This is a genomic window from Roseburia porci, assembly GCF_009695765.1.
GTDB lineage: Bacteria > Bacillota > Clostridia > Lachnospirales > Lachnospiraceae > Roseburia > Roseburia porci.
Genome location: NZ_VUNI01000006.1, coordinates 123,921 through 149,660, shown reverse-complemented (window position 1 = coordinate 149,660; position 25,740 = coordinate 123,921). Strand labels below are relative to the sequence as shown.

Here is a 25,740-nt window from a genome sequence, read left to right as displayed (position 1 = left end):
TCTATTTCCGCCTTTCATTTTTCTCCAGGTTACGTGCCACTTTATAAAGTACTCTGTTGATGGCCTCTTTGTCTTCCAGCGTCATTCCCTCACACAATAATCCATGTGTCTCCTGTTGAAGATTTTCTCCTGCCCGCACAATATTATATGATGCTTCCGTAAGAAAAAGTCTTTGTATTCTCCGGTCTTTCTCGTCCTCTTTACGTTCAAGATATCCCTTTTGTATGAGCTGCTCTACGACCACTGATACAATTCCGGTCTTAATTCCGCGAATCTCACAGATATCACGTGCCGTGTTATGATCCGGATTATGTCCAAGGAACAACAAAATATCCAATCCGCTCTGATTGATTCCGTACTCCTTGCACACCGGTGCGCACTTCTCGCGATACAGTTTTCGCATTTTCGACATAATATTCATTACTTCGATTGCTTTCATATTCTTCCTCTGTCTTTTTTTTCATGATATGCCTATTATACGCCCGGTGCATTTTTCTGTCAAAAAAGGAAGAGTCTGCATAAACAAACTCTTCCTCTCTTCTCTCTGCCACGTTACTTCTATTCTTCTAACTGGAATCTTCCAATCAGATCGCTCATGGTAACTGCCTGGGCAGATAATTCTTCACTTGTAGCAGATGTCTCTTCTGCTGTTGCAGAGTTATTCTGGACAACCTCAGAAATCTGGTCAATTCCCTGCTCTGCCTGCTCCATTGCCCTTGCCTGTTCTTCCGCAATACCACTGAGCTCCTGAGAAGCATTAGCTACTTCTTTCATACCGTTAATTACTTTTTCGATTGAAACCGTTACACGTTCCGCAGCTTCATTTCCTTCTTTGATCACGGCAATTGAGCCCTCGATCAGCTGACGGGTATCTACAGCCGCCTTCGCACTCTGTTCGGAAAGACTCCGGATCTGGTCCGCAACAACTGCAAATCCTTTTCCAGCCTCACCGGCTCTTGCCGCCTCAATTGCAGCATTGAGTGATAACAGATTCGTCTGGCTTGCGATATCCTCAATCTCGGATATAATATTCTCGATCTTCTGGGATGTCTCATTGATACGGTTGATTGCATCAACCATCCCCTGCATTTCTACCTGGCTGTTATCCGCCTCCTGCGCATACTGCTGTGCGATCTGATAGGTCTCATTCAGTTTGTCTGAGGTTTTCTCTACGCCTGACGTAATATCTGCAAATGTAGCCTGAAGTTCTTCGATGGATGCAGACTGGTCTGTTGCACCTTCTGCCAGTTCCTGTGCCGCCTCAGCAAGATTCTGTGATCCGGCTGATACAAGAGAAGATGCTTCATTGATCTTGCCTAATACTTCGTTCATCTGTGTCTTCATCTGACGCATTGCAGAAAGCAGTCCGGAAAAGTCCCCGGCATATTTCTCTTCTACCTGTGTCTTTGCGGTATAATCGCCATTTGCCATCTGACCAAGCAGACTGTCTGAATCCTGAATGATCGTATTCAGATCTGTTGCCATATTGCTTGCAACCTTTACCATGTCAGCAATCTCGTCCTCGGATTCCATCTGTGGAAATTCTGACCTCAGGTCTCCCTGTGCAAAGATAACCAGCCGGTTCTTCAATGCATCTAGAGGTTTCGATATTCCATCAGCGACCTCTTTTCCGATTTTAGATGAGATCTTGGTTGCAACTACAATAATCGCAATCATAACGATAACTGCAATAATCGCCACTTTGTCCAACAGAGAACTTAACGCATCTCCCTCATTTACCTTTTTATCCATAATATCTACCATATCCTGATAGATCTCATTGAATGCAGGAGCCATCTCATCCGTTGCTTTCTTCTCAATGGCTTTATCATCTTCTGCTGAACTTGCACTCGTTCCAAGCTGGATCAGTTCGCTGTCAATCTTCCAGTAATCATCTAACTCGCTGTTAATCTTATCATAAATCTCCCGCTCCTCAGAAGATGAAATACTGCTGTCCAGCTCTTCCCAGTATTTCTCGAAGGATGCCTTTTTCTTATCATGTGTCTCCGATAAATTCTTAAGAATGTCCGGATCTGAGTAGCCAATCAGTCCTCGTGTACAGCTTCTCGTTTCTGAAAAAGCTACCATAACCTTTCCAATGTCTCCCTGGGCAAACCCGTAATTCTTTAACGCTCTTGAATATTGCACGGACATCACTCCCATTACAATGATGCCGATCACTGCTGCTACGCTTGCAACCATCGTTGTAAAACGGAAGCCTTTATTCAGCCGGCTCAGAATATTCAGTTCATGCCATTTCTTCTTTGTGTCCTTTTTCACTCTGTTCACTCCTCCTATGTAAAAATCCACAGCATCTAATACTATAGTCCTATTACTTTTATTATATTCCAATAGTCAAAATAATCAAGCATGAAATAAGGAAAAGACTAGATATTTGCACCGTTATTTTTTATTACATCCCGATACCAGTATGCGGAGTCCTTAAAAATTCTTTTCTGTGTCGGATAGTCCACATATACAAGTCCAAAACGTTCGGAATACCCGCTTGCCCATTCAAAATTATCCATCAAAGACCACTGGAAATATCCTCGCACATCCACCTCCCCTGCTGCACGTTTTAACTCGTGCAGATATCTTGCAAGGAAATCAATTCTGTTCGGATCATGAACTTTTCCGTCCAGTGATATCACATCATGACAGGAAATTCCATTTTCCGTGATATAGATCGGCCTCTGATAGCGCTCATACAGAAATTTTGGTCCCCAGTACAATACTTCTGGCGTTACCGGCCAGTCAATGGCCGTTCGTGGGAATCCTTCCCATCGTTTCACGAACTCCGGTTTCCCGTCTGCGCCCATCCGTACACTTCTGCCGTTATAGATATTCTGTCCGTATATATCGATCGGTTCTGAGATCAGTTTCATATCCTCATCCGTGATCTTCGGAAGATACGGTGCAAACCGCATGAGTCCTTCCTCCGGATAATGTCCAAGAAGAACCGGATCTGACCACCATGCCACATTCCATGTCCAGTTTCTTACATCCTCCGGAATCTCAAAGAATAACTGTCTGGCAGCTTCAATGTCTTCCGTTTTGTCTGAATCCGGATAAGCAACTGATGCGGTCGGCGCATATCCGATCACAAGCGGCTGTTTTGCGTACTGTCTCAACATCTGGACTGCTCTTCCATGTGCGCGCATTGCATTGTGCGCCATTTCAAAGGTATCTCTGAGCGGGGCCTTCACGCCCGGTGCATGCACTCCGCTTAAAAAGCCTAGTCCAACGAAACACTGTGGCTCATTCAGTGTAAAGAAATACTTTACTCTGTCGCTGAAACGTTCCGCAACAAGCTTTGCATATCCGCCAAACCATTCTGCGATATCCCGGTTCATCCAGCCTCCCTTTTTATAAAGTTCATAAGGAAGCTCCCAGTGATACAGTGTGACATATGGTTCGATCCCATTGGCAAGAAGTTCATCGATCAGCGCATTATAAAATGCAATCCCCTTCTCATTCACCCTGCCGCTGCCTTCCGGCAGCACTCTTGACCAGTCAATGGAAAAACGGTATGCCTTGAGTCCCATTTCCTTCATAATCTTAACATCCTCACGGAAACGGTGATAATGATCACATGCGGTCTCCCCTGTATGATCCCCATACACATGTCCCGGCTCTTTTGTGAACACATCCCAGATGTGTTCTCCTTTTCCATCTTCCCGTACTGCACCCTCGATCTGATAAGAACTGGTTGCAGCTCCCCATACAAAATCATCTCGAAATCCCATAATATTTCCCCAAAAAAACTGATTAAATTTAATTTGCATAAAGTTAATTTAACAATACAACACACATTGTATTTATTCAAGCTGTTTCTTTTCCCACAAAAATATGTTATATTGATAAATTAGATTAAACAAAAACGAATGGGGATTCGATTACAAATGTCAAAACTATATGAAACCAAAAATAAAACTGCCTTCCGGGAAGGCATCCGGGACGCCGTACCGATTGGATTCGGTTACCTTGCGGTCTCATTTTCACTTGGTATTGCTGCAAGAAAGGCCGGTCTTGATCCTTTTCAGGGTTTTCTGGCAAGCTTCTTTAATAATGCATCCGCTGGAGAATATGCAGCTTTCACCCTGATCGCAGCGAATGCCACCTATCTGGAAATCGCACTTATGACTTTTATCGCCAATGCCAGATACATTTTGATGAGCTGTGCACTAAGTCAGAAAATGTCACCGGACACGCCTCTGATCCATCGCTTTTTGATCAGTTTTGATGTCACAGATGAACTTTTTGCAATTTCGATCGGACGCCCCGGTTACCTGAATCCTTACTATAGCTATGGGGCTTTTCTCATCGCACTCCCTGCATGGTCCATCGGAACTACACTTGGAATCATTACAGGCAATATCCTTCCACTCCGCATTGTAAGCGCATTAAGCGTTGCTCTTTACGGAATGTTTCTTGCTGTGATCATTCCACCGGCACGAAGCAATAAAGTAATCCTGATCCTGGTCATACTCAGTGCACTGTGCAGCTATCTGTCCGGTGTGCTGCCAGTAATCTCATCGCTTTCCGGCGGACTGCGCACCATTTTACTGACCGTAATGATATCTGTAGGAGCAGCGATCTTTTTCCCGATAAAAAACCCTGAGGAGGACGCAAAAGATGACGCATAATATTTATATCTATATCCTGGTAACCGGTCTGGTATCTTATCTCATCCGTGTTCTGCCTTTAACCCTGATACGCAAACAGATCCAGAGCCGTTTTGTCCGCTCATTTCTGTATTATGTTCCTTATGTTACATTATCGGTCATGACATTTCCTGCAATAATAGAAGCGACACAGGTTCCGATTGCCGGAGCCTGTGCCCTTATTCTTGGAATGATTGCTGCCTGGCGTGGTGCCAGTCTTTTTAAAGTATCGGTCGGCTGTTGTGCCGTTGTGTTTCTTGTGGAAACATTCTATTATTTTTTCTGATTGTTGCTGCGGAGAATATGAAGAATGTGGTATTCATAATAAACAGCTGCTACGATCATGATTCCAATTGCGATCAGGCTGTAACCACCCTTCATCTGATGTCCAAAAGCGTCTGAAATACATGGGATCAAAAGGCTGCTGATAAATAACAGCTTAATCACACGAACCATCCTTATCGAATACATCCGCACTTTTCCGGAACATTTTTCCGGGGGAAGTGCATGGATCTTCTCCGGATAATGCGTAAGAATCGTAAGCCCTGTATATACAAGTACCGCAACCAGCACATTCATGATCCACGTAACCGGTGACACATGAAAACGGATTCCATAATAAACCTGCAGCACCATATAGGCGATTCCAAGTATCATTCCAACTGCTTCTGCAATAACCGCTCCTGCAGACAGATCTTCTTTTCTCATTCTTTCTATCCCCCTGTATTCCATCACTGTAATCTTTTCTATATTTCTGCATTCTATCATATTTTTCCAGATTGGAACAGTCCGTACATTTTTTCTTTTCTTTTTGTTTCGGAATCATTGAAAAAGAAATCCATTATGCTATAATATTTAAGAAAATTCAGAATATATAAAAAGGAGCTACAATGGAGCATTTAATGATACCAAAAGATTATGAGTCCCAGCTGAATCTTCATGATACCCAGCTGGCAATCAAGACTGTCAAAGACTTTTTCCAGGGTTTACTTGCACAGCGCCTCAATCTTACCCGTGTATCCGCACCGATTTTTGTCGATCCGGACTCCGGAATGAATGATAATTTAAACGGTTATGAGCGCCCTGTTTCCTTCGGGATCAAAGAACAGAATGATAAGCAGGCAGAGGTTGTCCACTCTCTTGCTAAATGGAAACGTTATGCATTGCATAAATATGGTTTTTCCTACGGCGAAGGTATTTATACCGATATGAATGCGATCCGTCGTGACGAGGTGACCGATAATATCCATTCTATTTTCGTAGATCAGTGGGACTGGGAAAAGATCATCAACAAAAACGAACGCAATCTGGACTACCTAAAAGACACCGTCCGCACCGTATACAAATGTCTGCGCAAGACCGAGCAGTATATGTCGATCCAGTATGATTATATTGACCTGATCCTGCCAAAAGATATTTTCTTTATTACATCACAGGAATTGGAGGACATGTTCCCGGACAATACTCCAAAGGAACGTGAATATTACATCTGCAAGGCAAAAGGAGCTGTATGTATTCTTCAGATCGGTGACAAACTTGAATCCGGAGAACCACATGACGGCCGTGCACCGGACTATGACGACTGGTCCTTAAATGCAGATATCGTTGTATATTATCCGGTACTTGATATTGCACTGGAACTTTCTTCCATGGGTATCCGTGTTGACAAGAAAGCTCTGCTTGACCAGCTTGAAAAGGCAGGCTGCCCGGAACGTGCAGAACTTCCATTCCAGCACTCGATCATAAAAGGAGAACTTCCGCTTACCATCGGTGGTGGTATCGGTCAGTCCCGTATCTGTATGTTCTTCCTTCGCAAGGCTCATATCGGAGAGGTTCAGTGTTCTCTCTGGCCGGATGAGACGGTTGAAGAATGCAAGAAACGCGGAATCCAGTTATTATAACAGAAATCAAAAATTCCAGGTGAACAATTCACCTGGAATTTTTTCATCTCTTATAAAGTCTATAATCTGTCCACTTCATCCAGCCAGATCCTTCCACAGGCATCTGACGGCATACGAAGATCACCTCTTGGAGAAACAGCAACTGTTCCAACCTTTGGTCCGTCCGGCAGACAGGAACGCTTAAACTGCTGTGCAAAAAACCTGCGGTAAAAAGTCTTCAGCCACTTCAGAATAAACGTATCTTCATATACGCCCGCAAATGCGATCTTTGCAAGCCGGTAGATCTTCGCCGGTGCAAATCCCATACGAAGCACGTAATACAGGAAAAAGTCATGAAGTTCATATGGTCCTACAATATCTTCCGTCTTCTGAGAGATCTTACCGTTTTCCGGTGGAAGAAGTTCCGGTGATACCGGTGTATCGAGCACATCAAGAAGAATTGCCGACAGCTTTTCCTCTCCACAGGTATCCGCATAATAACGTACCAGATGGCGTACTAAGGTTTTTGGAACCGAGGCATTCACTCCGTACATAGACATATGATCCCCATTATAGGTTGCCCAGCCGAGTGCAAGTTCTGACATATCGCCGGTTCCTATCACCATACCATTCTTCTTATTTGCAACGTCCATCAGAATCTGCGTCCGTTCTCTTGCCTGGCAGTTCTCATAGGTTACATCATGCACCTGTGGATTCTGTCCAATATCCTTGAAATGAATGTTTACCGCCTCTTTGATATCCACTTCCATAAATTCTGCGCCAACACATTTGATCATGTTCACCGCATTGTCATAAGTCCTGTCCGTCGTTCCAAATCCAGGCATCGTCACTGCCGTAATGCAGCTATGGTCTTTCCCAAGAAGGTCAAATGCACGGACCGTTACTAACAATGCAAGTGTGGAATCCAGTCCTCCGGAGATCCCAACTACCGCACTCTGGCAATTGGTGTGCTCTAATCTCTTTTTCAGTCCCATTGCCTGAATCGAAAGGATCTCATCACATCGTTTATCACGTTCTGCCTGATCGCCTGGAACAAAAGGTGCAGGATCTACATAACGGGTAAGCTTTGTATCTTCTATCGTCAGATGGAACGGAATATGCACATGATCATCCTCAATCTGGAATGTCGACATTCTTCTCCGCTCTGCCTCTAAACGCTCTATATCGATCTCAGCATAGATGGTCTCGTTGGTAAAACGTCTGGATTCCTTTAAGATTCTTCCGTTCTCTGCGATTATGTTATGTCCGGAATACACGACATCCTGTGTAGATTCCCCATCTCCTGCCGATGCATAGATATAACCGCACAAAAGCCTTGCGGACTGACCACTTACAAGTGCTTCCCGATAGGTATCCTTACCGGTTGTTTCGTCGGATGCAGACAGATTCACGATCAGATCAGCTCCCGACAGTGCGTGGTGAATGCTTGGAGGTTCCGGCGTCCAGAGATCCTCACAGATCTCTGCTGCGATCTTCAGCTTCGGTAATTCCTCGCAGGTAAAGATCAGATCCGTATCTACCGGGACTTTCTGACCATTCTCAAATGTCAGTTCTGTACACAGATCCTGACCGGATGCAAAATGTCTTGCTTCATAAAATTCATTATAATTAGGAATAAATGTCTTCGGAACGATCCCAAGAATCTCTCCTTTCGACACTGCTGCCGCAACATTATACAGCTTTCCGTTCATATCCATCGGAAGTCCGATAAAGAATATCCCATCGTATTTCCAGCTTTCTTTTGCCGTCACAAGCAGTTCTTCCCTCGCATCTGCGATCAGCTTCTCCTGAAGGAACAGATCACCGCAGGAATATCCTGTCATACAAAGTTCTGGAAAAACAATTACCTTTGCCCCTTCTTCCGAAGTCTCCTTCATCAACTGGCGGATCCGTTCTCCGTTATATTTTGTATCTGCCACGCGAACTTTTGGTGTAACCGCTGCTACCTTTACAAATCCATGTCTCACTGTTTTCTGATCTCCTTTAATTCATCAATGCTGAATTTATATGCACGGTTACAGAACTGGCATTTGATCTCGATTTCCTCACCATCATTGATGATGTCATCCAGATCTTTTTTGCTGATCGTGGAAAGTGCTCTCGAAATCCGCTCCTTCGAGCAGTCACAATGGAACTGCGCCGGAATCGTATCATTGATCTCAAGTCCAAATTCGCCTAAGATATGCTCAAGAATATCCTCCGGTGTCATGCCCTTTTCCAGCATCTGGGTTACAGAATCAATTTCTGAAATACGCTTTTCAAGTTTCTCGATCACTTCCTCGCTTGTAAATGGCATGAGCTGGATGATAAAGCCTCCCGCCTGAAGTACCGAACAGTCCTTATCTACAAGTACACCAAGTCCTACTGCAGAAGGAATCTGCTCCGAAGTTGCAAAATAATACGTAAGGTCTTCCGCAATCTCTCCAGTTTGAAGCTGGCACTGTCCTACATACGGCTCTTTCAGTCCCATATCTTTTATGACACTTAAGACTCCAAGATCAAGTGCACCACCAACATTTAATTTGCCCTGCGCATTTGGTGGGAGATCTACAACCGGATTATTGGCATATCCTTTTACGTTGCCATGGGAATCCGCAGTTACAACGAGTCCCTTTGCCGGACCTCTGCACTGGATCTGTAACGTCAGAAGATCCTTCTCTCCTTTCATCATCGTTCCCATCATTGCACCGCCTGAAAGAAGTCTTCCAAGCGCAGCCGTCATGATCGGTGAAGTCTGATGTGCCTGTCTTGCCTTTTCCACAAGTTCCTTTGATGTGATCGCAAACGCACGGATGCTGTTATCCGCTGCTGTTGCACGTACAATATAATCTGACATAGTTGTCTCCTTTTCCTACTTATCTGTTATGTTCATTTTCCCTGCTATGACTGTCATACGTTCACTCTCTTTCGTAAGTGGTGATTCCGTATAGCCATCGTATGCTGCAAGAAATTCAAGTCCTGCTTTCCCCAGAAGTTCTTTTATCGTATCCAGGGAATAGCCTCTCTGATAATGCTGTTCCTGAAAACGCGAAAACCTTCCGTCCTGTTCCGCAATAAACAGCGTAAGGTCGTACTCATTGATTTTGTCCCGGGGATCATAATAATTCTCCCAGATAAAACTTCCGGTGTCTCGATTCTCTGCAAATGTATTCTCTGCAAGAAGCACTTCATACTTATAAAGTGTATTCATATCAAACACAAACACTCCCTGCGGTTCCAGATATTCGCTCACTCTTTCAAAAACCTGAAAAAGTCCTTCTTCCTCAAGGATATAATTCAGGCAGTCACATACACTGATCACAGCATTCACTGTCCCGTATAATTCAAATTCCCGCATATCCTGTAGCAGATAAAGCGGCTGACGCTGTAGATCCATAGCAGCTGTCTCACAGTCTGCCTCTTCTTCAGGATCAACTTCTGCTTCCCTCTCCATGGCAATCTCAAGCATTTCCATGGAATTGTCAAGGCCGATCATCTCATAGCCAGCCTGTGCCATTCTGCGGGTCATTTTTCCCGTTCCGCAGCCCAGTTCCAGAAGAGTTCCTGTCGTGATCCCATATTTGTCCAGCTGTGTTTTCAGATATTCACACCAGCTGTCATACGGTACGTTATCCATGAACATATCATAGACCTGTGCAAAACTTGTATATGCTTCCATGCTGCCTCCTGTTTCTTTTCTTCAATGAGATAATACTAACAACTTTTGCCCCGAAAAGCAAGGTTGATTATTCGATTCCAAACCTTTATACTAGTAGCATAAAGGCAGGTTTATCTATGATTGAAAATTATGAACATTATATATCCAAAAATATAAAAGCCTTCTATCGCAGAAGACTTTTTTCTCCAATCTTATATCTGGTATTTCTTGCAGTCCTGTGGATCATTTTTCCACTTTCTGAAATGAGACATCCGGACACGCTGTCTTCTGACCAGACACTTCACGCTGTCTATGAGGAAGGCAACCGTTTTGTACATGCAAAACTCACGGATCTGACATTTACCGGCTACACCAAGACACGTTTTGGTTCCACGATCGGCTATTATTATTACTGTACATTCGGAGACCGCGTCATTATCGTTCTTTTAAATCCTTCCACCTGTGAGCAGGGACTTCCAACGATTGACAGCCTGTCCGTAAGCTGCAAAGTGGTATCCGGCGGGAATGCCTATCATGAGCTTCTTGAGAACCTTTCCAGTAATCTGGAATGGACAACGAATGGTATTGCAAACCAGCTGAACACCTACTATCTCAGCCAGCCGGATTACTCCGTCGGTCCAACCTTATTTTTATTTATTGTTTACTATGGCACAATGATCTATGCAGTCCTGAGTGTGATCGCATATATCCTGTACATCCGCTTTCCGGTGCTTTCACCAACTTGTCAGAACCTGATCGTATTTGGAAGTCCGAAGAAGATGTTAGAAGAAGCCGAGGAAGAACTTGCAACGCTCCCTCAGCTGGCTACCGAAGATATGTTTATTACCCAGCATTATTTTATCGAGACTTCGCAATACGGAAATGCAATCGTACCGATCAAAGAGATTCTGTGGATCTATAAATACTCCACGCTGCATAAATTTCTCTGGTATCACTTCAGCATTTCCTATACACTTCATATATCAGCGAACAAGCACATTTACATTCACTGTCCGAAGAATATCAAATCCGATATCGACGGTATCATCGATTATCTTTCCGAAGCCAACCATGATATTCTTGTCGGATTCAATGAAGAGAACCGCCTCAAAGTAGAAGCGGTTCAGGGCAAGCCTCTCCACATCGAAAAGCTTTACGCATTTCTTCGACGCAGGGTCTGACTTTCTTATTCATGAAGATAAAGAATACTGCTCTCGGGAATACTCAGGTATCCCGGGAGTTTTTCTTTATACACATCCTCAAAAATTTCTTTGGATATTTTCCACCAGACATGATGTTCAAACACAACGACACGTTCAAACGGATCTTCAAGAATCTGTGGTCTGCTGCAAGCAACCACATTTTCCAGTTCACCAGTCTTTGGATTCCGATAATTCTCCAGCTGTTCCTTAGATACCGGATGCATATAATGCGCGCGGATGCCGATTGCAATCGTATGCTCCGGAATCTGACCTTTTACTGCAATCTTTGCATTCCAGTCCGGGATGAACAGATGATGATCATCGAGGATTTCTACATCAACGATATTTTTACATCCGGTCAGGCGTGCCGCAGCAATCGTTTCCGGATTGGCAAACAGGTCTTTTGTGGCACCATATCCCATCTGATGCCCGCCTTCGATCACAAGCATCCGATCACAAAATCGATAAATTTCATCTCTGCTGTGCGTTACCATCAGCACATCTTTTCCGTAAGAACCGAGCAGATCACATAATTCTAACTGCAACTGCTCTCTCAAATAGGCATCCACTGCGGAAAACGGTTCATCCAGCATTAATACCTCAGGATCGGATGCAAGAATTCTGGCCAGCGCCACTCTCTGCTGCTGTCCACCTGACATTTTCCGTGGATATTGGTCTTTCAGCTGATCCACATGCAAAAGCCGCATGTAGTACATTGCTTTTTCATTTTCTTCTTTCCGTGTGGTCTTAATTCCTTTATGCTGATTGGAATAATGAATCGCCATTTCCACATTGGCAGACGCGGTCATCCCCGGAAAAAGTGCATAATTCTGGAACAGATATCCGACTCTTCTTTCCTGTACTTTCATGTTGATCTTCTTTTCCGAATCAAAAAGCACACGTCCGTTTAATACAATCCGTCCCTGATCCGGTGTCTCGATTCCTACAATGCACTTTAACGTCATGCTTTTTCCACAACCCGATGCCCCCAGAATTCCCAGAACTCCATTCGCCGGATCGTTTACAAAATCCATTTTCAGCGTCATATTGGAAAGCTTTTTTTCAATATGCACTTCAAGACTCATGAGCGGTTTCCTCCTTTCCAGTTCATTGCAGATACAATGATCAGAGATACTGCCACCAGGATTGCAACGTATTTTCCGGCTCCGGCCATATCTCCCGCCGCCACATCCGTGTAAATAGCCAGCGGAAGCGTTCTCGTCTTACCTGCGATATTTCCTGCAATCATCGCTGTTGCACCAAATTCCCCGAGTCCCCTTGTAAATGCAAGGATGCCTCCCGCAAGAATTCCCGGTTTTGCCTCTGGAAAAATCACTTTCCAGAATATGGTTCTTTCTTTCATTCCAAATGTTCTTGCCGCGTAAACAAGGTTTTGGTCCACCTGTTCAATCGCCCCACGTGCGGAACGGTACATAAGCGGAAATGAGATCACCACCGCTGCAATCACGGTTGCCTGCCATGTAAATACAATCTTACAGGAAAAGACCTGCTGAAGCAGAATTCCAACAGGTCTTTTCGTTCCGAAGATATAAAGCAGGAAAAATCCGGCTACCGTTGGCGGAAGTGCCATCGGCAGCGTAAAGATTGCATCGATCATACCTTTTGTTTTTGCAGACTTCAGGCGCACAACTCCACGTGCAGCCCACAGTCCGAGAAAAAAGGTAAAACAGATGGAAACAATTGCCGTTTTAACGGAAATGAGTACCGGACTCCAGTCCATGTGTATCCTCCTTTACTTCTTCAGTGATTATTCTACAATTGTAAATCCGGCATCCTCAAATACCTTCGATGCCTGATCAGTCTGTAAAAATGCGATCAGTGCTTTGGCAGCTTCCGGATTTTTCGAGTTTTTCAACATTCCAACCGGATAAATAACCTTTGTGCAGCTTCCTTCCGGAGCTTCTGCAACAACGTCAACCTGATCCGGCATAGAAGCAGCATCTGTTGCATATACAATACCTGCCTGTGCACTTGATGCAGCGACCCAGTTTAATACTTCCGTAACGTTTGTTCCAAGACTTAATTTACCTTCTACCTGATCCCAGAGATTTAAGTTCGTAAGTGCTTCTTTTCCATACTGGCCAGCCGGAACACTTTCCGGATCACCGATTGCTACAGGCTGCGCATTTACGATATCCTCGAATTTGCTGTATCCTTCTTCACCGCCTGGCACGATCAGAACAATCTTATTCTCCAGCAGATCTACAATGGAATCATCTTCCATCATACCTTCATCCTTTAACGCATCCATCTGCTTTGTCGCAGCTGAAAAGAATACGTCCACATCTGCGCCTTCTTCGATCTGGGTCTGAAGTTTTCCCGAACTGTCGTAAGTTCCCTCTACCGTAACATCCGGATACATCTCATTGAACATTGGAATCAGTTCATCGTTAAAAACTTTCTCCAGACTTGCTGCAGCTGCGATCGTCACAGTTCCCTCAATCTGGGTTGTCTCACTTGCTGTTTCTGTTGTATTGTCTTTGGTGTTTTTGTCTGTATCATTTGTCTTTGTGTTTCCACAGGCTGCCACACTTACAGCCGTTACCATTGCAGTGAATACAGCAATCTCTTTTTTGAATTTCATATATTTTCTCTTCTTTCATAGACATTCGTGAAACTGCTTACCGTGCACAGTTAGAAGTAACTCCCTTTAAGATATCCAGACCATGCATCACAGGATCTATCACATATTCCAGACATTCCCGAACCGCCTTCGGGCTTCCCGGCAGATTTATGATCAGGGTCTTCTTACGGATTCCGGACACGCCTCTCGATAACATTCCTCTTGGTGTTACCTGCAGGGAACGATACCGCATTGCCTCAGAAATTCCATTTGCATTTCTCTCAATTACCTTTAAAGTAGCTTCCGGTGTATGATCACGCTCTGAAAATCCAGTTCCGCCTGTCGTAAGGATCAGATCCACCCGGTCTTCATCACAAAGCGTACAAAGAAGCTCTGATAAGGTCTGTTCGTCGTCCGGAATCACTTTTGTAAAAGTAACCTGACAGCCTGACTTCTCTGCGATCTCGCAGATGACCTTTCCGCTTATGTCTTCCCGTTCTCCCTTTGACGCAGAATCACTCAGGGTGATTACTGCGGTCCGATACATGCACTGAAGTGTGTCTCCCGCTGCAATTGTTCCACCTTTGACCACTCTGGCAAAAACGCCATTGTGCGGCATAATGCATTCTCCCATTTTCTGAAAGATTGCACAGCCATTATGACACTCTTTCCCAATCTGCGTCAACTCCAGGATCACTTCTCCACAGGAAAATCTGCTTCCAACCGGAAATCTGGTAAAATCATATCCACTTACCACAAGGTTCTCTCCGAATGCCCCGTCTACAACATCTGCTCCCCTTTTTCGAAAATCCTCGATTGTTTCATAAGATAAAAGCGAAACCTGTCTATGCCATTTTCCGGCATGCGCATCGCCTTCAATCCCCCAGTCTTCTATAAACTTTGCTCTATGCACATTTTCTTTTTGTGTTCCACGTACCTGACTGGTACACACTGCAATTACTTTTGCCATTTTATCCTCCGATCTGAGCCATGGAATGTTTCTCCAAACCACACGCTTTCTGATCCGACCAAAACTGATGCTCCTTCTGTTTTCTCCTGACAGCCTCACTGATCAGACTGAGCAGTTCTTCATCTGTTGCATGCTGTTCCATCGCTTTTCGAAGATCTGTCCCTGCTTCATATTGCAGACAGGTCTTCAGTTGTCCATCTGCCGTCAGCCGGATGCGGTTACAATCCTTACAAAATTTATGGGATATTGCGCTGATAAACCCGATTTTCCCCTGAAAACCGGAAAAACTGTAGTACTCCGCCGGTCCGTTTCCAAGCCTCTTCTCATATAAAACAGCAGGTCCGTACTCTGCTTCAAGCAGGCCAAGGATCTGCTGTTTTGTCATGCCTTTTTGTCCTGCCGCTGTTCCGATCGGCATAAGTTCAATGAATCGTACAGAAAGGTTCCTGTCACGTGCCAGAGCTGCAAGCCGGATCAGATCGTTCTGATACGGTTCAAACGGAACACAATTGATCTTGACATTCAAATCAGGAACGTTCATAGCAGAATGGATTCCTTCCAGCACCTGATGCAGGAACGGATATCCTGTAATCTTTGTAAAATGCTTTTCATCCAGAGTATCCAGACTGATATTTACGCCATCCAGTCCGGCCTGGACCAGTGCAGCAAGCTGCTGTTTCAGATAAACACCGTTCGTTGTGATCGTCACTGACTGCATATGACATGTTTCTTTTAATGACCGGATCAGATCCGGAACATTGTCCCGAAGAAGTGGTTCTCCTCCGGTCAGTTTGACTTTCCGCACACCAAGCTGATAAAAAAGGCCGCATAACCGCACGATCTGTTCATCTGACAGGGGTAGCGAAGCCTTTTTACTACACAGATTCTGCTGTTTCGGATTGCAGTATATACAATTCAGGTTGCATCTGTCTGTAAGCGAAATACGCACATAATCGATTGTCCGGTTATACTGATCTTTCATAAACGCCTGATTTTCCGCCTTCCTTTTTCAGAAGATGCACCTCTGTAATCTCCATTCCGCGATCGATCGCCTTACACATATCATAAATCGTCAGAAGCGCCGTGTTCACTCCCATAAGTGCTTCCATCTCAACTCCGGTCTTTCCCGAAACTTTCACCGTGCAGATTGCTTCTATCCTGCCGTTTTCTTCATCGATCACAAAATCTACCGATGCTTTATTCAGACAAAGCGGATGGCACATCGGGATCAGACTTGCCGTCTGTTTCGTGCCCATGATCCCAGCAACTCTTGCAACCCCAAGCACGTCCCCTTTTTTAGCTGTTTTCTGAACGATTGCATCCATCACCGCCCGATTAACTTTGATGATTCCGCTGGCTGTTGCAACCCGTTCGGTAATCTCCTTTTCGGAGACGTCTACCATAACAGCGTTCCCCTGTTGATCAAAATGATTAAATCCTGCCATTTGTTCTCCTTTCTATTTTCCAAAAGAGCAGTCCGGATAACGGCATTCCTTACATCCAAGACAAAGGCCTCCATGTCCCAGCCCATAAAAATCCTCTGCTTTTATCCTCGTCTTCGTTGCAATCCTTGGAAGCATAATATCAAAAATCGTGCTTTTCGCATACATCACGCATCCAGGCAGACCGATCACCGGTGTTCCGTCTTCAAAATAACTTAAAAGGAACATCGCTCCCGGAAGAACCGGTGCTCCATACGTGATAATTCTGGCTCCACTGGCCTTGATTGCACCCGGTGTTTTATCATCCGGGTCCACACTCATTCCTCCGGTACAAAGAATCATATCCAGTCCCTGTGCTTTCATCTCACCGATTGTCTTTGTGATCAGTGCATCATCATCTCCCGGATATTCATGAGCCACAACCTTGATTCCATATGCTGCAAGCTTATCGATTACCACATCGGAAAAGGTATCCTGTATCAGTCCCTTTTTTATCTCATTACCGGTTGTGATAAGTCCGGCTGTTTTCATCTGATATGGAATCACATTCAGAATCGGCTTATCCCCCGCAGCCTTTTTGGCCTCCTCCATCTTTGTCTTTTCAATGACAAGCGGAATAATGCGCGTCCCGGCAAGTTTGTCTCCTTTTTTGACAGGTGTATACGAATGTCTTGTAGCGATCATCATATTACCAAGTGAATTCACAGCATATAGCTTCTCTACATCGATCTGGAGCATGCCGTCACATTCCGCCGTGATCTCGATCTTGCCCTCTTTCGGCTGACCCGAAGTGACATTTTCTCCGGAGCAAATCTCTCTTAAATATTCAACGGCCTCATCCTCATGAAGCATATTCTCGTCCTTTTCCCAGACATAAAGATTTTCTTTTCCCATGGAAAGAAGCACCGGAATATCCTCCGGCGTAACAATATGTCCCTTTCGGAATCTGACATCCTTTGTGACACCACGAATGATCTGCGTCATATCATGGCACAGCACATGTCCCACTGCATCTTCTGTTTTTACAAGCTTCATGTTATCAACTCCTAATCCATTCGTAATACCTGTTTTATTTCCACAGTCCTACATCATAACCAGATATACGGTAGCAACGGAAATAACGATCTGAATGATTGCAAAACGAAATACGACCTGAGCATTTGACCACTCCATCTTTTTTCTTGCATGATCATGCAGCGGAGTCGTTGTATTCTTCAGGATATGTATTTTCAGATAACGTAAAAGTGCCAGTTTGATCAGTCCAAGACCACCATCTACAATGAGTACCGCTGCAACCAGAAGATACAGAAGCGGGCTGCCTGTCTTTAATACTGCAATTGCAATAAAAATTCCCATTGCTCTGGAACCGGCATCTCCCATTAAAAGCTTGCTTGGTGTTGCATTATACCAGAGATATCCAAGCAGACATACTGCAAACAACAGGATACAGTAATTAAATCCATCCTGGATTCCAAGCACATTATCAATCACAAAAATGGTCATGATCGTAATGATCGTTAAAGTTCCGGACAGACCATCTACTCCGTCCGAACAGTTTGTTACATTAATCGATGCCCATACAAGAATTACTGTAAGGATTGCAAAAACCACTGGTGGAATTGTGACAGAACCACCAAAAATTGCGAAATTGATTACCGAACTGTTGTAATGCAGATATACAACGGCTACCACAACCGCTACTACAAAATCCAAAAATCCCTTCAGATACTCTCCCCATGGCTTCTCTGCTGCGTCATCAAAATATCCGGTCAGCATCTCTACTACGATCAGACACAGATAAATGCCGATCTCCAGATTGACCTGTGCAAAAAGAACTGCTGCGATCACAAACGTAAATACAAAAATAATACCTGCCCCTCTTGGTTTTCCGGCGGAAAGCTTGCCGTCGTGCGCAAATTTACGCCCCATGTCCTTTGGCAGATACTGATTTAATTTGGCAATGGCAATACATGTAATTGCAAAAGCAAACAGTATTCCAATAAATGCTACGATTGAGAGGTCGAAAGCCCCTGTGAAATTTATCATTTCTAATCCTCCTCAATATACATAAAAATTCACTCATTCATTATATTAGCACCCCGGCTAAAAGTAAAGTATGCTTTTTTTTACAAAAGACTTGCAAAATCTTTTTTTTGTGGTATTATGTACTCACACGCTTTAAAGCGTCGAAGCGTTGAAGTACTAAATAATTCAAAAGAACAATCATTCATTTATTTAAAGGAGGAACTTACCAATGGCTCAAAAAGGAGACTTAATGACCGCCCGCTCAGATATCCGGGTATTAGATGCAACCATGCGTGATGGAGGACTTGTAAACAATTTCCGTTTCACAGATGACTTTATCAATGCCCTCTACCGTACCAATGTAAAGGCCGGTGTAGATTATATGGAGTTCGGTTACAAAGCGTCCCGTGAACTGTTCGATCCTGATAAATTTGGCAAATGGAAATTCTGCAGCGAAGAAGACATCCGTGCAATCGTTGGCGAAAATAATTCCGATATGAAGATCTCTGTCATGGCAGATGTCGGACGATGCGATTACAAACATGACATTATCGACAAAAAAGACAGTGTCATCGATATGGTGCGCGTTGCCACTTATGTACATCAGATGCCGACTGCAATCGAAATGATCGAAGATGCCAAGGCAAAAGGTTACGAAGTCACCTGTAATATTATGGCTGTCAGCAATGCCAAAGAAGCCGATATCGACCAGGCTCTGGAAATGGTCGGACAAAGTCCTGCCGACGGTATTTATATTGTTGACAGTTACGGTTCCCTTTATCCGGAACAGATCCGTGCCATTTCTGATAAATATATGGATGTCGCTGAGAAATACAATAAATACATCGGAATGCATGCACACAACAACCAGCAGCTCGCTTTTGCCAATACCATTGAAGCAACTGCACGTGGGGTAAGCTACCTTGATGCAACCATGATGTCTATGGGACGTGGCGCAGGCAACTGTGCAATGGAACTTCTGATCAGTTTCCTGAAGAATCCAAAATATAATATTTTCCCGGTACTGAAATTTATCGAAGAACATATGCTCCCTCTGAAAGCAGACGGCATTGTCTGGGGTTATGACATCCCTTACCTTCTGACCGGTCGTCTGAACCAGCATCCATCCGCTGCCATCGACTATACCAAAGCGGGACGTACTGATTATGCAGACTTCTACGCAGATCTTCTGGACAAATAATAACGGCATTTATAAGAAAATAAGACAAAAAGAAGGCAGATTTTGAAAATCCGCCTTCTTTTTGTCTGTATTAAAACTCTTTCTATATTTATTCTACTGGTCCATATATTTGTCCAGCTGATGTGAGTAATCAATTACCTGCTCAAGCATATCTTTTGCCTGTTTTGAACTTTCTTTGTTGCTCTGTGTGATTCCGGTTGCTTCTTCACTGCTTGCCGTAATCTGCTGGCTTGCCGCGGAAAGCTGACTGATACTGTCCACAATCGCATTATTGGAATTCATAAGTTCTGACATCATGGAATCAATGCTTCCCATCTCATTGTTCAATTCCTGCATATTCTGATTAATACGTTCGAAATCTTTGGAAGCATCTCCGATCAGATTGTTCTGTTCTTCTGTTACCGCAAGAGAGTCCTGAATCGATTCTGATGCTTCTGCTGAGTATGCACTCAATTCTCCGACAATCTCGGTAATGCTTTCTGTCGAATTCTTCGTCTGTTCTGCAAGCTGACGGATCTGCTCTGCTACAACTGCAAAGCCTTTTCCAGCCTCACCCGCTCTGGCAGCCTCAATGGAAGCATTCAATGCAAGAAGGTTGGTCTGGCTTGAAATGTCCAGGATCATATCCGTAATTGCTTTGACATCGTCTGTCTTCTTCTGAAGCTTCTCCATGGAAGCAACTACCTTGGAGTTTGTAACCGCAATATGGTCGGAATGCTGGCTGAGCTCCTCCATAGTCTTTAAGCTTTCTTTCACAGTCTCCATGGATTCTGTTGCCTTATCCGCTGCATTCTTCGTGCGCCCTGCTGCATCCTGAATGGAATCCTGGATTGTCTGTGTCATAACGGTCTGGTTCTGGATGTTATCTGCAGTACTCTGTGTACCGGAAGTAATCTCTCCAACAATATTATTAATATTCTGCGCAGAATCATACAGATGATCGATTACAACATCGGCCTCTTTTGTCTTGTCCTGAACTCCTTTTGCAATCGCGAGGACATCTTTCATGATAATTCCCTGAATCTCTTTCTCATCCTCCATGGAATGCATGGCATCATGATTAAATCTCCAGGAGATCTTAGTTGCCATAGACAGAACAAAAAGCGATACGATCAGTATAATATAAGTAATTCCCTCCTGATGTATACTGTTCGATGACTCATAAACACCGACAAAAATCAAAATCATACGTACCGTATTCACAATCGCACAGGTAATACAGTCCAGGTCCATCTGTCTGCAGTTATTGTACATGATCGTAGCAACAAAAATAGGAAATGCAGCAAATATCATACTGTTATTGGTATTCAGGAAAATTGCCATCGTATAGACAACCCCAAACTGAATCGTCCAAAAGTGATTCATCCTGTCATCGCCCGGATCTCTGAAATAAAGAAAAACGGAAATAATCTCACCGACAATCACAAGTGCAATCATTGCGATAATCGCAAATGTCACTCCTTTTGTTGCAGAAATAAAACCAACATTCAAAAGAATTCCAAATTCCAGAATAAGCTGGACGATCAATACAATCCGGTTCGCCCGCCTGATCTTAGGTGCTTTCTCCCTGTAAATTCGTGATTCAATCTTGTCCCTTAACTGCTGTACTCTCTGTTCGCCCGACATGCTTCTCTCATTATCCATATTCATACCTCGCCTCTGGTCTGTATCTTATGTACCACTTCTGTTCTCATTTTACTCTCAGAAAGAAGAAAATTCAATCTCTTCCTCTGCGATCTTATAGTTTTCTTCCGAATGCTCCATCTCCTTGGAAAAAATACGTACAACATCGATACGGTCTGCTCTGTCATAATGCCCGTTCTGCTTCCGGTAACGGAGTGCATCCATATCACGTATAATCCTGGTATAGGTAACTGCAAGTCTTGCTCTTGTAAGGAAATTATAATCATAGATCGTACGAAGCAGATACCGGTAATTGAAATATACCAGAAGATGTTCGTAATCACGCTCCACGCAGTCCCCAGAAGCAAGCCATTCCTTCATGCCTTGGAGATATGCTTCCTCGTTCTGGCCGGCAAGTTCATTTTTCACACCACGCCACTCTGCATTTAAGATGTCCATCTGCTCAAGCATATAGATTCTGTCCTGATACTGTTCAAAAGAGTCCATGCTTTCTTCCGCCGGCATATGCTGATCCACTTCCACCATCTGGTAATCGATCTGTTCTGTATTCCAGTCCGGATCATCCAGATCCTGTTCGCTGATCACATCCTGCACTTTCCTTGCATATTCCAGATAATGGTTCATACGTTCCCAGATTGTAAATCTCCGGTCCTGAAGAATCTCAAAGGTCTTTTTCTGCGCATACTCTAAGAAATGATACCAGCTGATATCCGCTTCGTCTTCCTCTTCATCGCATTCCGCCGATGTCATCTGAAGTTCTACCAGCGTGATTGGTTCTTCCTTCTCAAATACCATTCTTCCAGCTTCCACACAGGAAAGTCCCAGACATTTCTGCATGACATTACCATATTCAATCGTCGTCCTCGGATATTCCGTACACACCTCACTGAGTGCCACCTCCCCGTATGCACTGCAGATGTCACACAGGTTCTTTTCATCAAGGAAAGGGCATCTTCCGCGCGGATCAAGTCTTAGACCATACTCGCCGTCCTCTGTTGTGAACACATTCTTACGGAACCGCTCTCCGAGTTCTCCTTCCAGTCCATAATAATATTCATAGGTATCTTCATCGATATCGATTTCCCAGCCTATACAGCAGCTGTCTGTACATTTATCTGCAATACAGGAAAAATCCTCATAAAAATCCGGTATTCGTAAAATCATCCTTCTGCACCACTTTCCTTATTATATAGCTCTACCTTTTTCCTCTGTTCATGGCGTTCCCGTCTCCGCTTCATCTCCTGCTCGATCAGGCGGTCATACTCATCCTCTGTTCCTCTGAAATAATTACATCCGATGTAACCGACACACCAAACAAGTCCCGCAACCGTAGTAGACAATACAATTTTTAAAATACAGACAGCAAGAAGCTTTACACTTAACGTGCCTGTTCCATAAGCATACATCAAAAGCCGGACCGGTTTTACTAACATCAGCCAGCCACCAATATATATGGAAGCAAACACGCCGAAAATATAGCATGCCGCCGCCAGAATGACTTTCCATCTCTTTTTCATCACAGTCTCTCCCAAAACTCCTGATTCTATGTCATGCAGTCCCCTGCACAACGCCCATTCATAAAAAACATATGGTATTATAGCATAATTTCGTACCTTCAACAAGATAAACGGTCAGGTGCTATTCACCTTCTTTTCGCAGGTACACCCGCGCATTTATAAAAATTTCTTAATTTTTAATTCATTTCTGTTTCAATTCAAACAAAATTGTGTCATAATGTGACAATAGGTGTAAAAATACTATTTTCCCGTAATTATGGGAATAATTATGAACACATGAAAGGAAGAATATCATATGTGTGGAATCGCAGGATTTATGGATACCAAACATCAGGATCCATCCATTATCAATACGATGCTTGATGAAATCAAACACCGTGGTCCGGACGGACACGGAACTTATCATACTGCAAACGGCTATCTTGGACACTGCCGTCTGTCAATTATCGACCTTGCAACCGGTGGACAGCCAATGTTCAGCCAGGATAAAAACCTCGTACTTGTCTTCAACGGCGAGATCTACAACTACCTGGAGATCAAAGAAGAGCTCTCTGCCCAGGGTTATACATTCCAGACAACCAGTGACAGTGAAGTACTTCTTGTAGGTTATCAGGCGTGGGGAGAAAACCTCGTCGATCATCTGCGCGGAATGTATGCATTTGTGATCTACGATGTACAAAACGATCAGTATTACGGTGCACGTGATCATTTTGGAATCAAACCTTTTTATTACTACCATGGCGAGAACAGCTTTATTTTTGCCAGCGAAGCAAAAGCCATCTTAAAACATCCGGATTATCATCTGGAGCTTGATAAAGAGCTTCTTCCTCTTTATCTGCGTTTTAACTATGTTCCTGTTGACAAGACCATGTTTAAAGGCATCCATCGTCTGGAAGCCGGAACATGCTTCACTTACCGTCAGGGCAAATTATCTTTACGTAAATATTTCCGAATGGAAATGACCGGCGAAGGAACAACCAAAGAAGAGATCCAGAAGACCATGAAAAACTCGGTTGACCATCATCTTCTCAGTGACGTTAAGGTTGGTTCTTTCTTAAGCAGTGGTATCGATTCCTCTTACCTGGTATCGTTATCCAAGGTTCAGGATACCTATACAATTGGTTACCACGAGAAAAAATACAGTGAGCTGGAATATGCCAAGGATCTGTGCAACAAGCTTGGCATTGAAAGCCACAAGAAGATCATCACAAAGGAAGAATATTTCAAATCCCTGCGTGATGCTGTATATCATCTGGACGAGCCTCTTGCAGATCCTTCTGCCATCTCGCTTTACCACGTTGCCAAACGTGCCAGTGAGGATGTCAAAGTTGTCTTATCCGGAGAAGGTGCTGACGAGTTCTTCGGCGGATACAATACTTATAACCAGATCTCTGCATATGACAAAGTTCCATATGTGATCCGTCATGCAATCGGCTCCTTTGCCTCCCTCTTCCCTCCTTTCCGTGGAAGAAACTTCCTTGTACGAAAAGGCAGAAAGATCGAAGATGGATATATCGGTGTAAACTCTGTATTCTCCGAGAAGGAAATGACAAAGATCACGAAAGTGAAAAATCCAATGACCAACAAAGAGATCTCCCGTCAGATCTTAAAGGGGTACGAGGACCTGGATGACGTAAGTAAAATGCAGATCGTTGATATCCGCCTGTGGCTGGAAAAAGATATCTTCACCAAGGCAGACCGTATGACGATGGCTTCCTCCATTGAAGGCCGTGTGCCATTCAGTGATTTTTCTGTATACCAGACAGCCAGAAAGCTGACTTTAGACGAGAAGCTTCATAATGGCACCACAAAATATCTGCTCCGCGAAGCAAGCCGTGATGTCATTCCAACCGAAGCATACAATAAGAAAAAGCTTGGTTTCCCAGTACCGCTCCGCGAGTGGATCAAGGATGACGATGTCAAAGCTGATATCTTAAAAGCACTTGAAATGCCGATCGCATCCGAATTATTTGATGTTGACTACGTAAAACATCTGATCGAGGATCATTGCTCCGGCAAACACGATAACTATAAAAAGATCTGGTGTGTATACATCTTCCTTCTCTGGTATCAGATCTACTTTACCGATGAGAAAGCTGCATAAAACACCAAAAGGAATCCTTTATGAAATTAACTATGCTTGGAACAGGGTGCGCAGTTGTTACAGACTGCTATAATACCTGCTATGTATTAAGTGAAAATAATAAACATCTGCTTGTAGATGGTGGAGGAGGCAGCGGTCTTCTCCATCAGCTGAAAGCAGCAAATATTCCGGTAAATGATATCCACGAGATCTTTGTCACACATAAGCATATCGATCATATTCTTGGCATTGTGTGGCTGATCCGTGTCATCGGTCAGAATATGAACAAAGGAACTTATCAGGGTGAGGCAACGATCTATGGCCACGATGAAGTAATCCGTATCCTCCGATCGATGTCTGAGACACTGCTTCAGACCAAGGTGACCCGGTTTATCGATGACCGCATTCACCTTGTCACCGTAAACGATGGGGAAGAAAAGACGATCCTTGATAAAAAAGTCACTTTCTTCGATATCCACTCTAGCAAAGATAAACAGTTTGGCTACTGCATGGATCTTGGAGACGGAAAGCGTCTGACCTGTTGTGGAGATGAGCCATACAATGAATATGAGCTCGACTACGTAAAAGACTGTACCTGGCTGTTACACGAAGCATTTTGTCTCTACTCTGAGGCCGATATCTTCTCTCCTTATGAGAAGCATCACTCTACCGTAAAAGACGCATGTGAGCTTGCAACGCAGATGCATGTAACCAATCTTCTTTTATATCATACGGAAGACAAACATATCCAGAACCGCAAGGAATTGTATACCAAAGAAGGAGCACGCTATTTCCACGGCAGCCTTTTTATTCCCGATGATCTGGAAGTTTTAGATCTGTAGCAAAAAAGAACCGGACTTGTAACGCCGG

Annotated in this window: 25 protein-coding genes; 7 read left to right on the top strand and 18 right to left on the bottom strand. The window is 43.9% G+C overall.

Annotation, left to right across the window (positions count from 1 at the left end; all coding sequences use genetic code 11):
* Position 1: 1 nt before the first annotated feature.
* The 3 genes from FYJ75_RS05570 to FYJ75_RS05560 all read right to left on the bottom strand — a co-directional run bounded on the left by FYJ75_RS05570 (position 2) and on the right by FYJ75_RS05560 (position 3,746).
* Positions 2-439 carry a MarR family winged helix-turn-helix transcriptional regulator gene (locus FYJ75_RS05570; protein ID WP_154429471.1) on the bottom strand — a complete coding sequence of 146 codons (438 nt, stop codon included), beginning with the start codon at positions 437-439 and terminating at the stop codon, positions 2-4.
* A 119-nt stretch (positions 440-558) separates the two neighbouring features.
* Positions 559-2,280 (bottom strand): methyl-accepting chemotaxis protein, encoded by a 1,722-nt coding sequence (locus FYJ75_RS05565; protein WP_328596867.1) that lies wholly within the window; start codon positions 2,278-2,280, stop codon positions 559-561.
* Between the two features lie 107 nt (positions 2,281-2,387).
* Positions 2,388-3,746, bottom strand: coding sequence for a GH1 family beta-glucosidase (locus tag FYJ75_RS05560; RefSeq protein WP_154429470.1), 1,359 nt, complete (start codon positions 3,744-3,746; stop codon positions 2,388-2,390).
* Between the two features lie 156 nt (positions 3,747-3,902).
* On the opposite strand from FYJ75_RS05560, the gene FYJ75_RS05555 reads away from it, so the two are divergent.
* Positions 3,903-4,646, top strand: coding sequence for an AzlC family ABC transporter permease (locus tag FYJ75_RS05555; protein ID WP_154429469.1), 744 nt, complete (start codon positions 3,903-3,905; stop codon positions 4,644-4,646).
* Positions 4,636-4,950 carry an AzlD domain-containing protein gene (locus FYJ75_RS05550; RefSeq protein WP_154429468.1) on the top strand — a complete coding sequence of 105 codons (315 nt, stop codon included), beginning with the start codon at positions 4,636-4,638 and terminating at the stop codon, positions 4,948-4,950. The genes FYJ75_RS05555 and FYJ75_RS05550 overlap by 11 nt, the downstream gene beginning before the upstream one ends.
* Here the strand turns inward: FYJ75_RS05550 and FYJ75_RS05545 are convergent.
* Complete coding sequence (locus FYJ75_RS05545; RefSeq protein ID WP_154429467.1) at positions 4,938-5,372, bottom strand: transglycosylase; 435 nt, start codon at positions 5,370-5,372, stop codon at positions 4,938-4,940. The two genes, FYJ75_RS05550 and FYJ75_RS05545, sit on opposite strands and share 13 nt — an antisense overlap.
* Before the next feature lie 182 nt (positions 5,373-5,554).
* Here FYJ75_RS05545 and asnA point away from each other — a divergent pair, with 182 nt between their 5' ends.
* On the top strand, positions 5,555-6,565 hold the full coding sequence (gene asnA / locus FYJ75_RS05540) for an aspartate--ammonia ligase (RefSeq protein WP_154429466.1): 1,011 nt from the start codon (positions 5,555-5,557) through the stop codon (positions 6,563-6,565).
* A gap of 59 nt (positions 6,566-6,624) precedes the next feature.
* Here asnA and FYJ75_RS05535 read toward each other — a convergent pair whose 3' ends face one another.
* From FYJ75_RS05535 to FYJ75_RS05525, 3 genes are read right to left on the bottom strand one after another with little or no spacing between them, the layout of a single operon-like run.
* Entirely contained in the window at positions 6,625-8,532 is a 1,908-nt protein-coding gene (locus tag FYJ75_RS05535; RefSeq protein ID WP_328596865.1) for an NAD(+) synthase, read from the bottom strand.
* Positions 8,529-9,401: an Hsp33 family molecular chaperone HslO gene (gene hslO, locus FYJ75_RS05530; protein WP_154429465.1), complete on the bottom strand. Its 873-nt coding sequence runs from the start codon at positions 9,399-9,401 to the stop codon at positions 8,529-8,531. The genes FYJ75_RS05535 and hslO overlap by 4 nt, the downstream gene beginning before the upstream one ends.
* A 15-nt stretch (positions 9,402-9,416) precedes the next feature.
* Complete coding sequence (locus FYJ75_RS05525) at positions 9,417-10,223, bottom strand: class I SAM-dependent DNA methyltransferase (RefSeq protein WP_154429464.1); 807 nt, start codon at positions 10,221-10,223, stop codon at positions 9,417-9,419.
* Positions 10,224-10,339: 116 nt separating this feature from the next.
* On the opposite strand from FYJ75_RS05525, the gene FYJ75_RS05520 reads away from it, so the two are divergent.
* Complete coding sequence (locus FYJ75_RS05520) at positions 10,340-11,383, top strand: DUF6709 family protein (protein ID WP_154429463.1); 1,044 nt, start codon at positions 10,340-10,342, stop codon at positions 11,381-11,383.
* 5 nt (positions 11,384-11,388) lie between these two features.
* Here FYJ75_RS05520 and FYJ75_RS05515 read toward each other — a convergent pair whose 3' ends face one another.
* The 8 genes from FYJ75_RS05515 to FYJ75_RS05480 all read right to left on the bottom strand — a co-directional run bounded on the left by FYJ75_RS05515 (position 11,389) and on the right by FYJ75_RS05480 (position 18,446).
* Complete coding sequence (locus tag FYJ75_RS05515; protein ID WP_154429462.1) at positions 11,389-12,489, bottom strand: sulfate/molybdate ABC transporter ATP-binding protein; 1,101 nt, start codon at positions 12,487-12,489, stop codon at positions 11,389-11,391.
* A complete protein-coding gene (modB, locus tag FYJ75_RS05510) occupies positions 12,486-13,145 on the bottom strand; it encodes a molybdate ABC transporter permease subunit (RefSeq protein WP_154429461.1) in 660 nt (219 codons plus the stop codon). Before modB ends, FYJ75_RS05515 begins: the two co-directional genes overlap by 4 nt.
* A gap of 27 nt (positions 13,146-13,172) precedes the next feature.
* The gene (gene modA, locus FYJ75_RS05505; protein WP_408638901.1) at positions 13,173-13,973 is read right to left on the bottom strand and encodes a molybdate ABC transporter substrate-binding protein; all 801 of its coding nucleotides are present in this window, start codon (positions 13,971-13,973) and stop codon (positions 13,173-13,175) included.
* A gap of 73 nt (positions 13,974-14,046) precedes the next feature.
* Positions 14,047-14,958, bottom strand: a complete 912-nt coding sequence (locus FYJ75_RS05500) for an MOSC domain-containing protein (protein WP_154429459.1) — start codon at positions 14,956-14,958, stop codon at positions 14,047-14,049.
* 1 nt (position 14,959) lies between these two features.
* On the bottom strand, positions 14,960-15,940 hold the full coding sequence (moaA, locus tag FYJ75_RS05495; RefSeq protein ID WP_154429458.1) for a GTP 3',8-cyclase MoaA: 981 nt from the start codon (positions 15,938-15,940) through the stop codon (positions 14,960-14,962).
* Positions 15,924-16,403, bottom strand: a complete 480-nt coding sequence (gene moaC, locus FYJ75_RS05490) for a cyclic pyranopterin monophosphate synthase MoaC (RefSeq protein ID WP_154429457.1) — start codon at positions 16,401-16,403, stop codon at positions 15,924-15,926. The genes moaA and moaC overlap by 17 nt, the downstream gene beginning before the upstream one ends.
* A gap of 12 nt (positions 16,404-16,415) precedes the next feature.
* Entirely contained in the window at positions 16,416-17,435 is a 1,020-nt protein-coding gene (locus tag FYJ75_RS05485) for a molybdopterin-binding protein (protein ID WP_154429456.1), read from the bottom strand.
* A 48-nt stretch (positions 17,436-17,483) separates the two neighbouring features.
* The gene (locus FYJ75_RS05480) at positions 17,484-18,446 is read right to left on the bottom strand and encodes an MraY family glycosyltransferase (protein ID WP_154429455.1); all 963 of its coding nucleotides are present in this window, start codon (positions 18,444-18,446) and stop codon (positions 17,484-17,486) included.
* Positions 18,447-18,654: 208 nt separating this feature from the next.
* Between FYJ75_RS05480 and FYJ75_RS05475 the strand changes: the two genes are divergently transcribed.
* Positions 18,655-19,626 carry an aldolase catalytic domain-containing protein gene (locus FYJ75_RS05475; protein ID WP_154429454.1) on the top strand — a complete coding sequence of 324 codons (972 nt, stop codon included), beginning with the start codon at positions 18,655-18,657 and terminating at the stop codon, positions 19,624-19,626.
* A 93-nt stretch (positions 19,627-19,719) separates the two neighbouring features.
* Here FYJ75_RS05475 and FYJ75_RS05470 read toward each other — a convergent pair whose 3' ends face one another.
* From FYJ75_RS05470 to FYJ75_RS05460, 3 genes are read right to left on the bottom strand one after another with little or no spacing between them, the layout of a single operon-like run.
* Positions 19,720-21,270, bottom strand: coding sequence for a methyl-accepting chemotaxis protein (locus FYJ75_RS05470; protein ID WP_195838947.1), 1,551 nt, complete (start codon positions 21,268-21,270; stop codon positions 19,720-19,722).
* 57 nt (positions 21,271-21,327) lie between these two features.
* A complete protein-coding gene (gene fliB, locus FYJ75_RS05465; protein ID WP_154429452.1) occupies positions 21,328-22,434 on the bottom strand; it encodes a flagellin lysine-N-methylase in 1,107 nt (368 codons plus the stop codon).
* Entirely contained in the window at positions 22,431-22,787 is a 357-nt protein-coding gene (locus FYJ75_RS05460; RefSeq protein WP_154429451.1) for a hypothetical protein, read from the bottom strand. Before FYJ75_RS05460 ends, fliB begins: the two co-directional genes overlap by 4 nt.
* A 295-nt stretch (positions 22,788-23,082) precedes the next feature.
* On the opposite strand from FYJ75_RS05460, the gene asnB reads away from it, so the two are divergent.
* The gene (asnB, locus tag FYJ75_RS05455; protein WP_154429450.1) at positions 23,083-24,891 is read left to right on the top strand and encodes an asparagine synthase (glutamine-hydrolyzing); all 1,809 of its coding nucleotides are present in this window, start codon (positions 23,083-23,085) and stop codon (positions 24,889-24,891) included.
* A 20-nt stretch (positions 24,892-24,911) separates the two neighbouring features.
* Positions 24,912-25,712 (top strand): MBL fold metallo-hydrolase, encoded by an 801-nt coding sequence (locus FYJ75_RS05450; RefSeq protein WP_154429449.1) that lies wholly within the window; start codon positions 24,912-24,914, stop codon positions 25,710-25,712.
* Positions 25,713-25,740 lie beyond the last annotated feature (28 nt).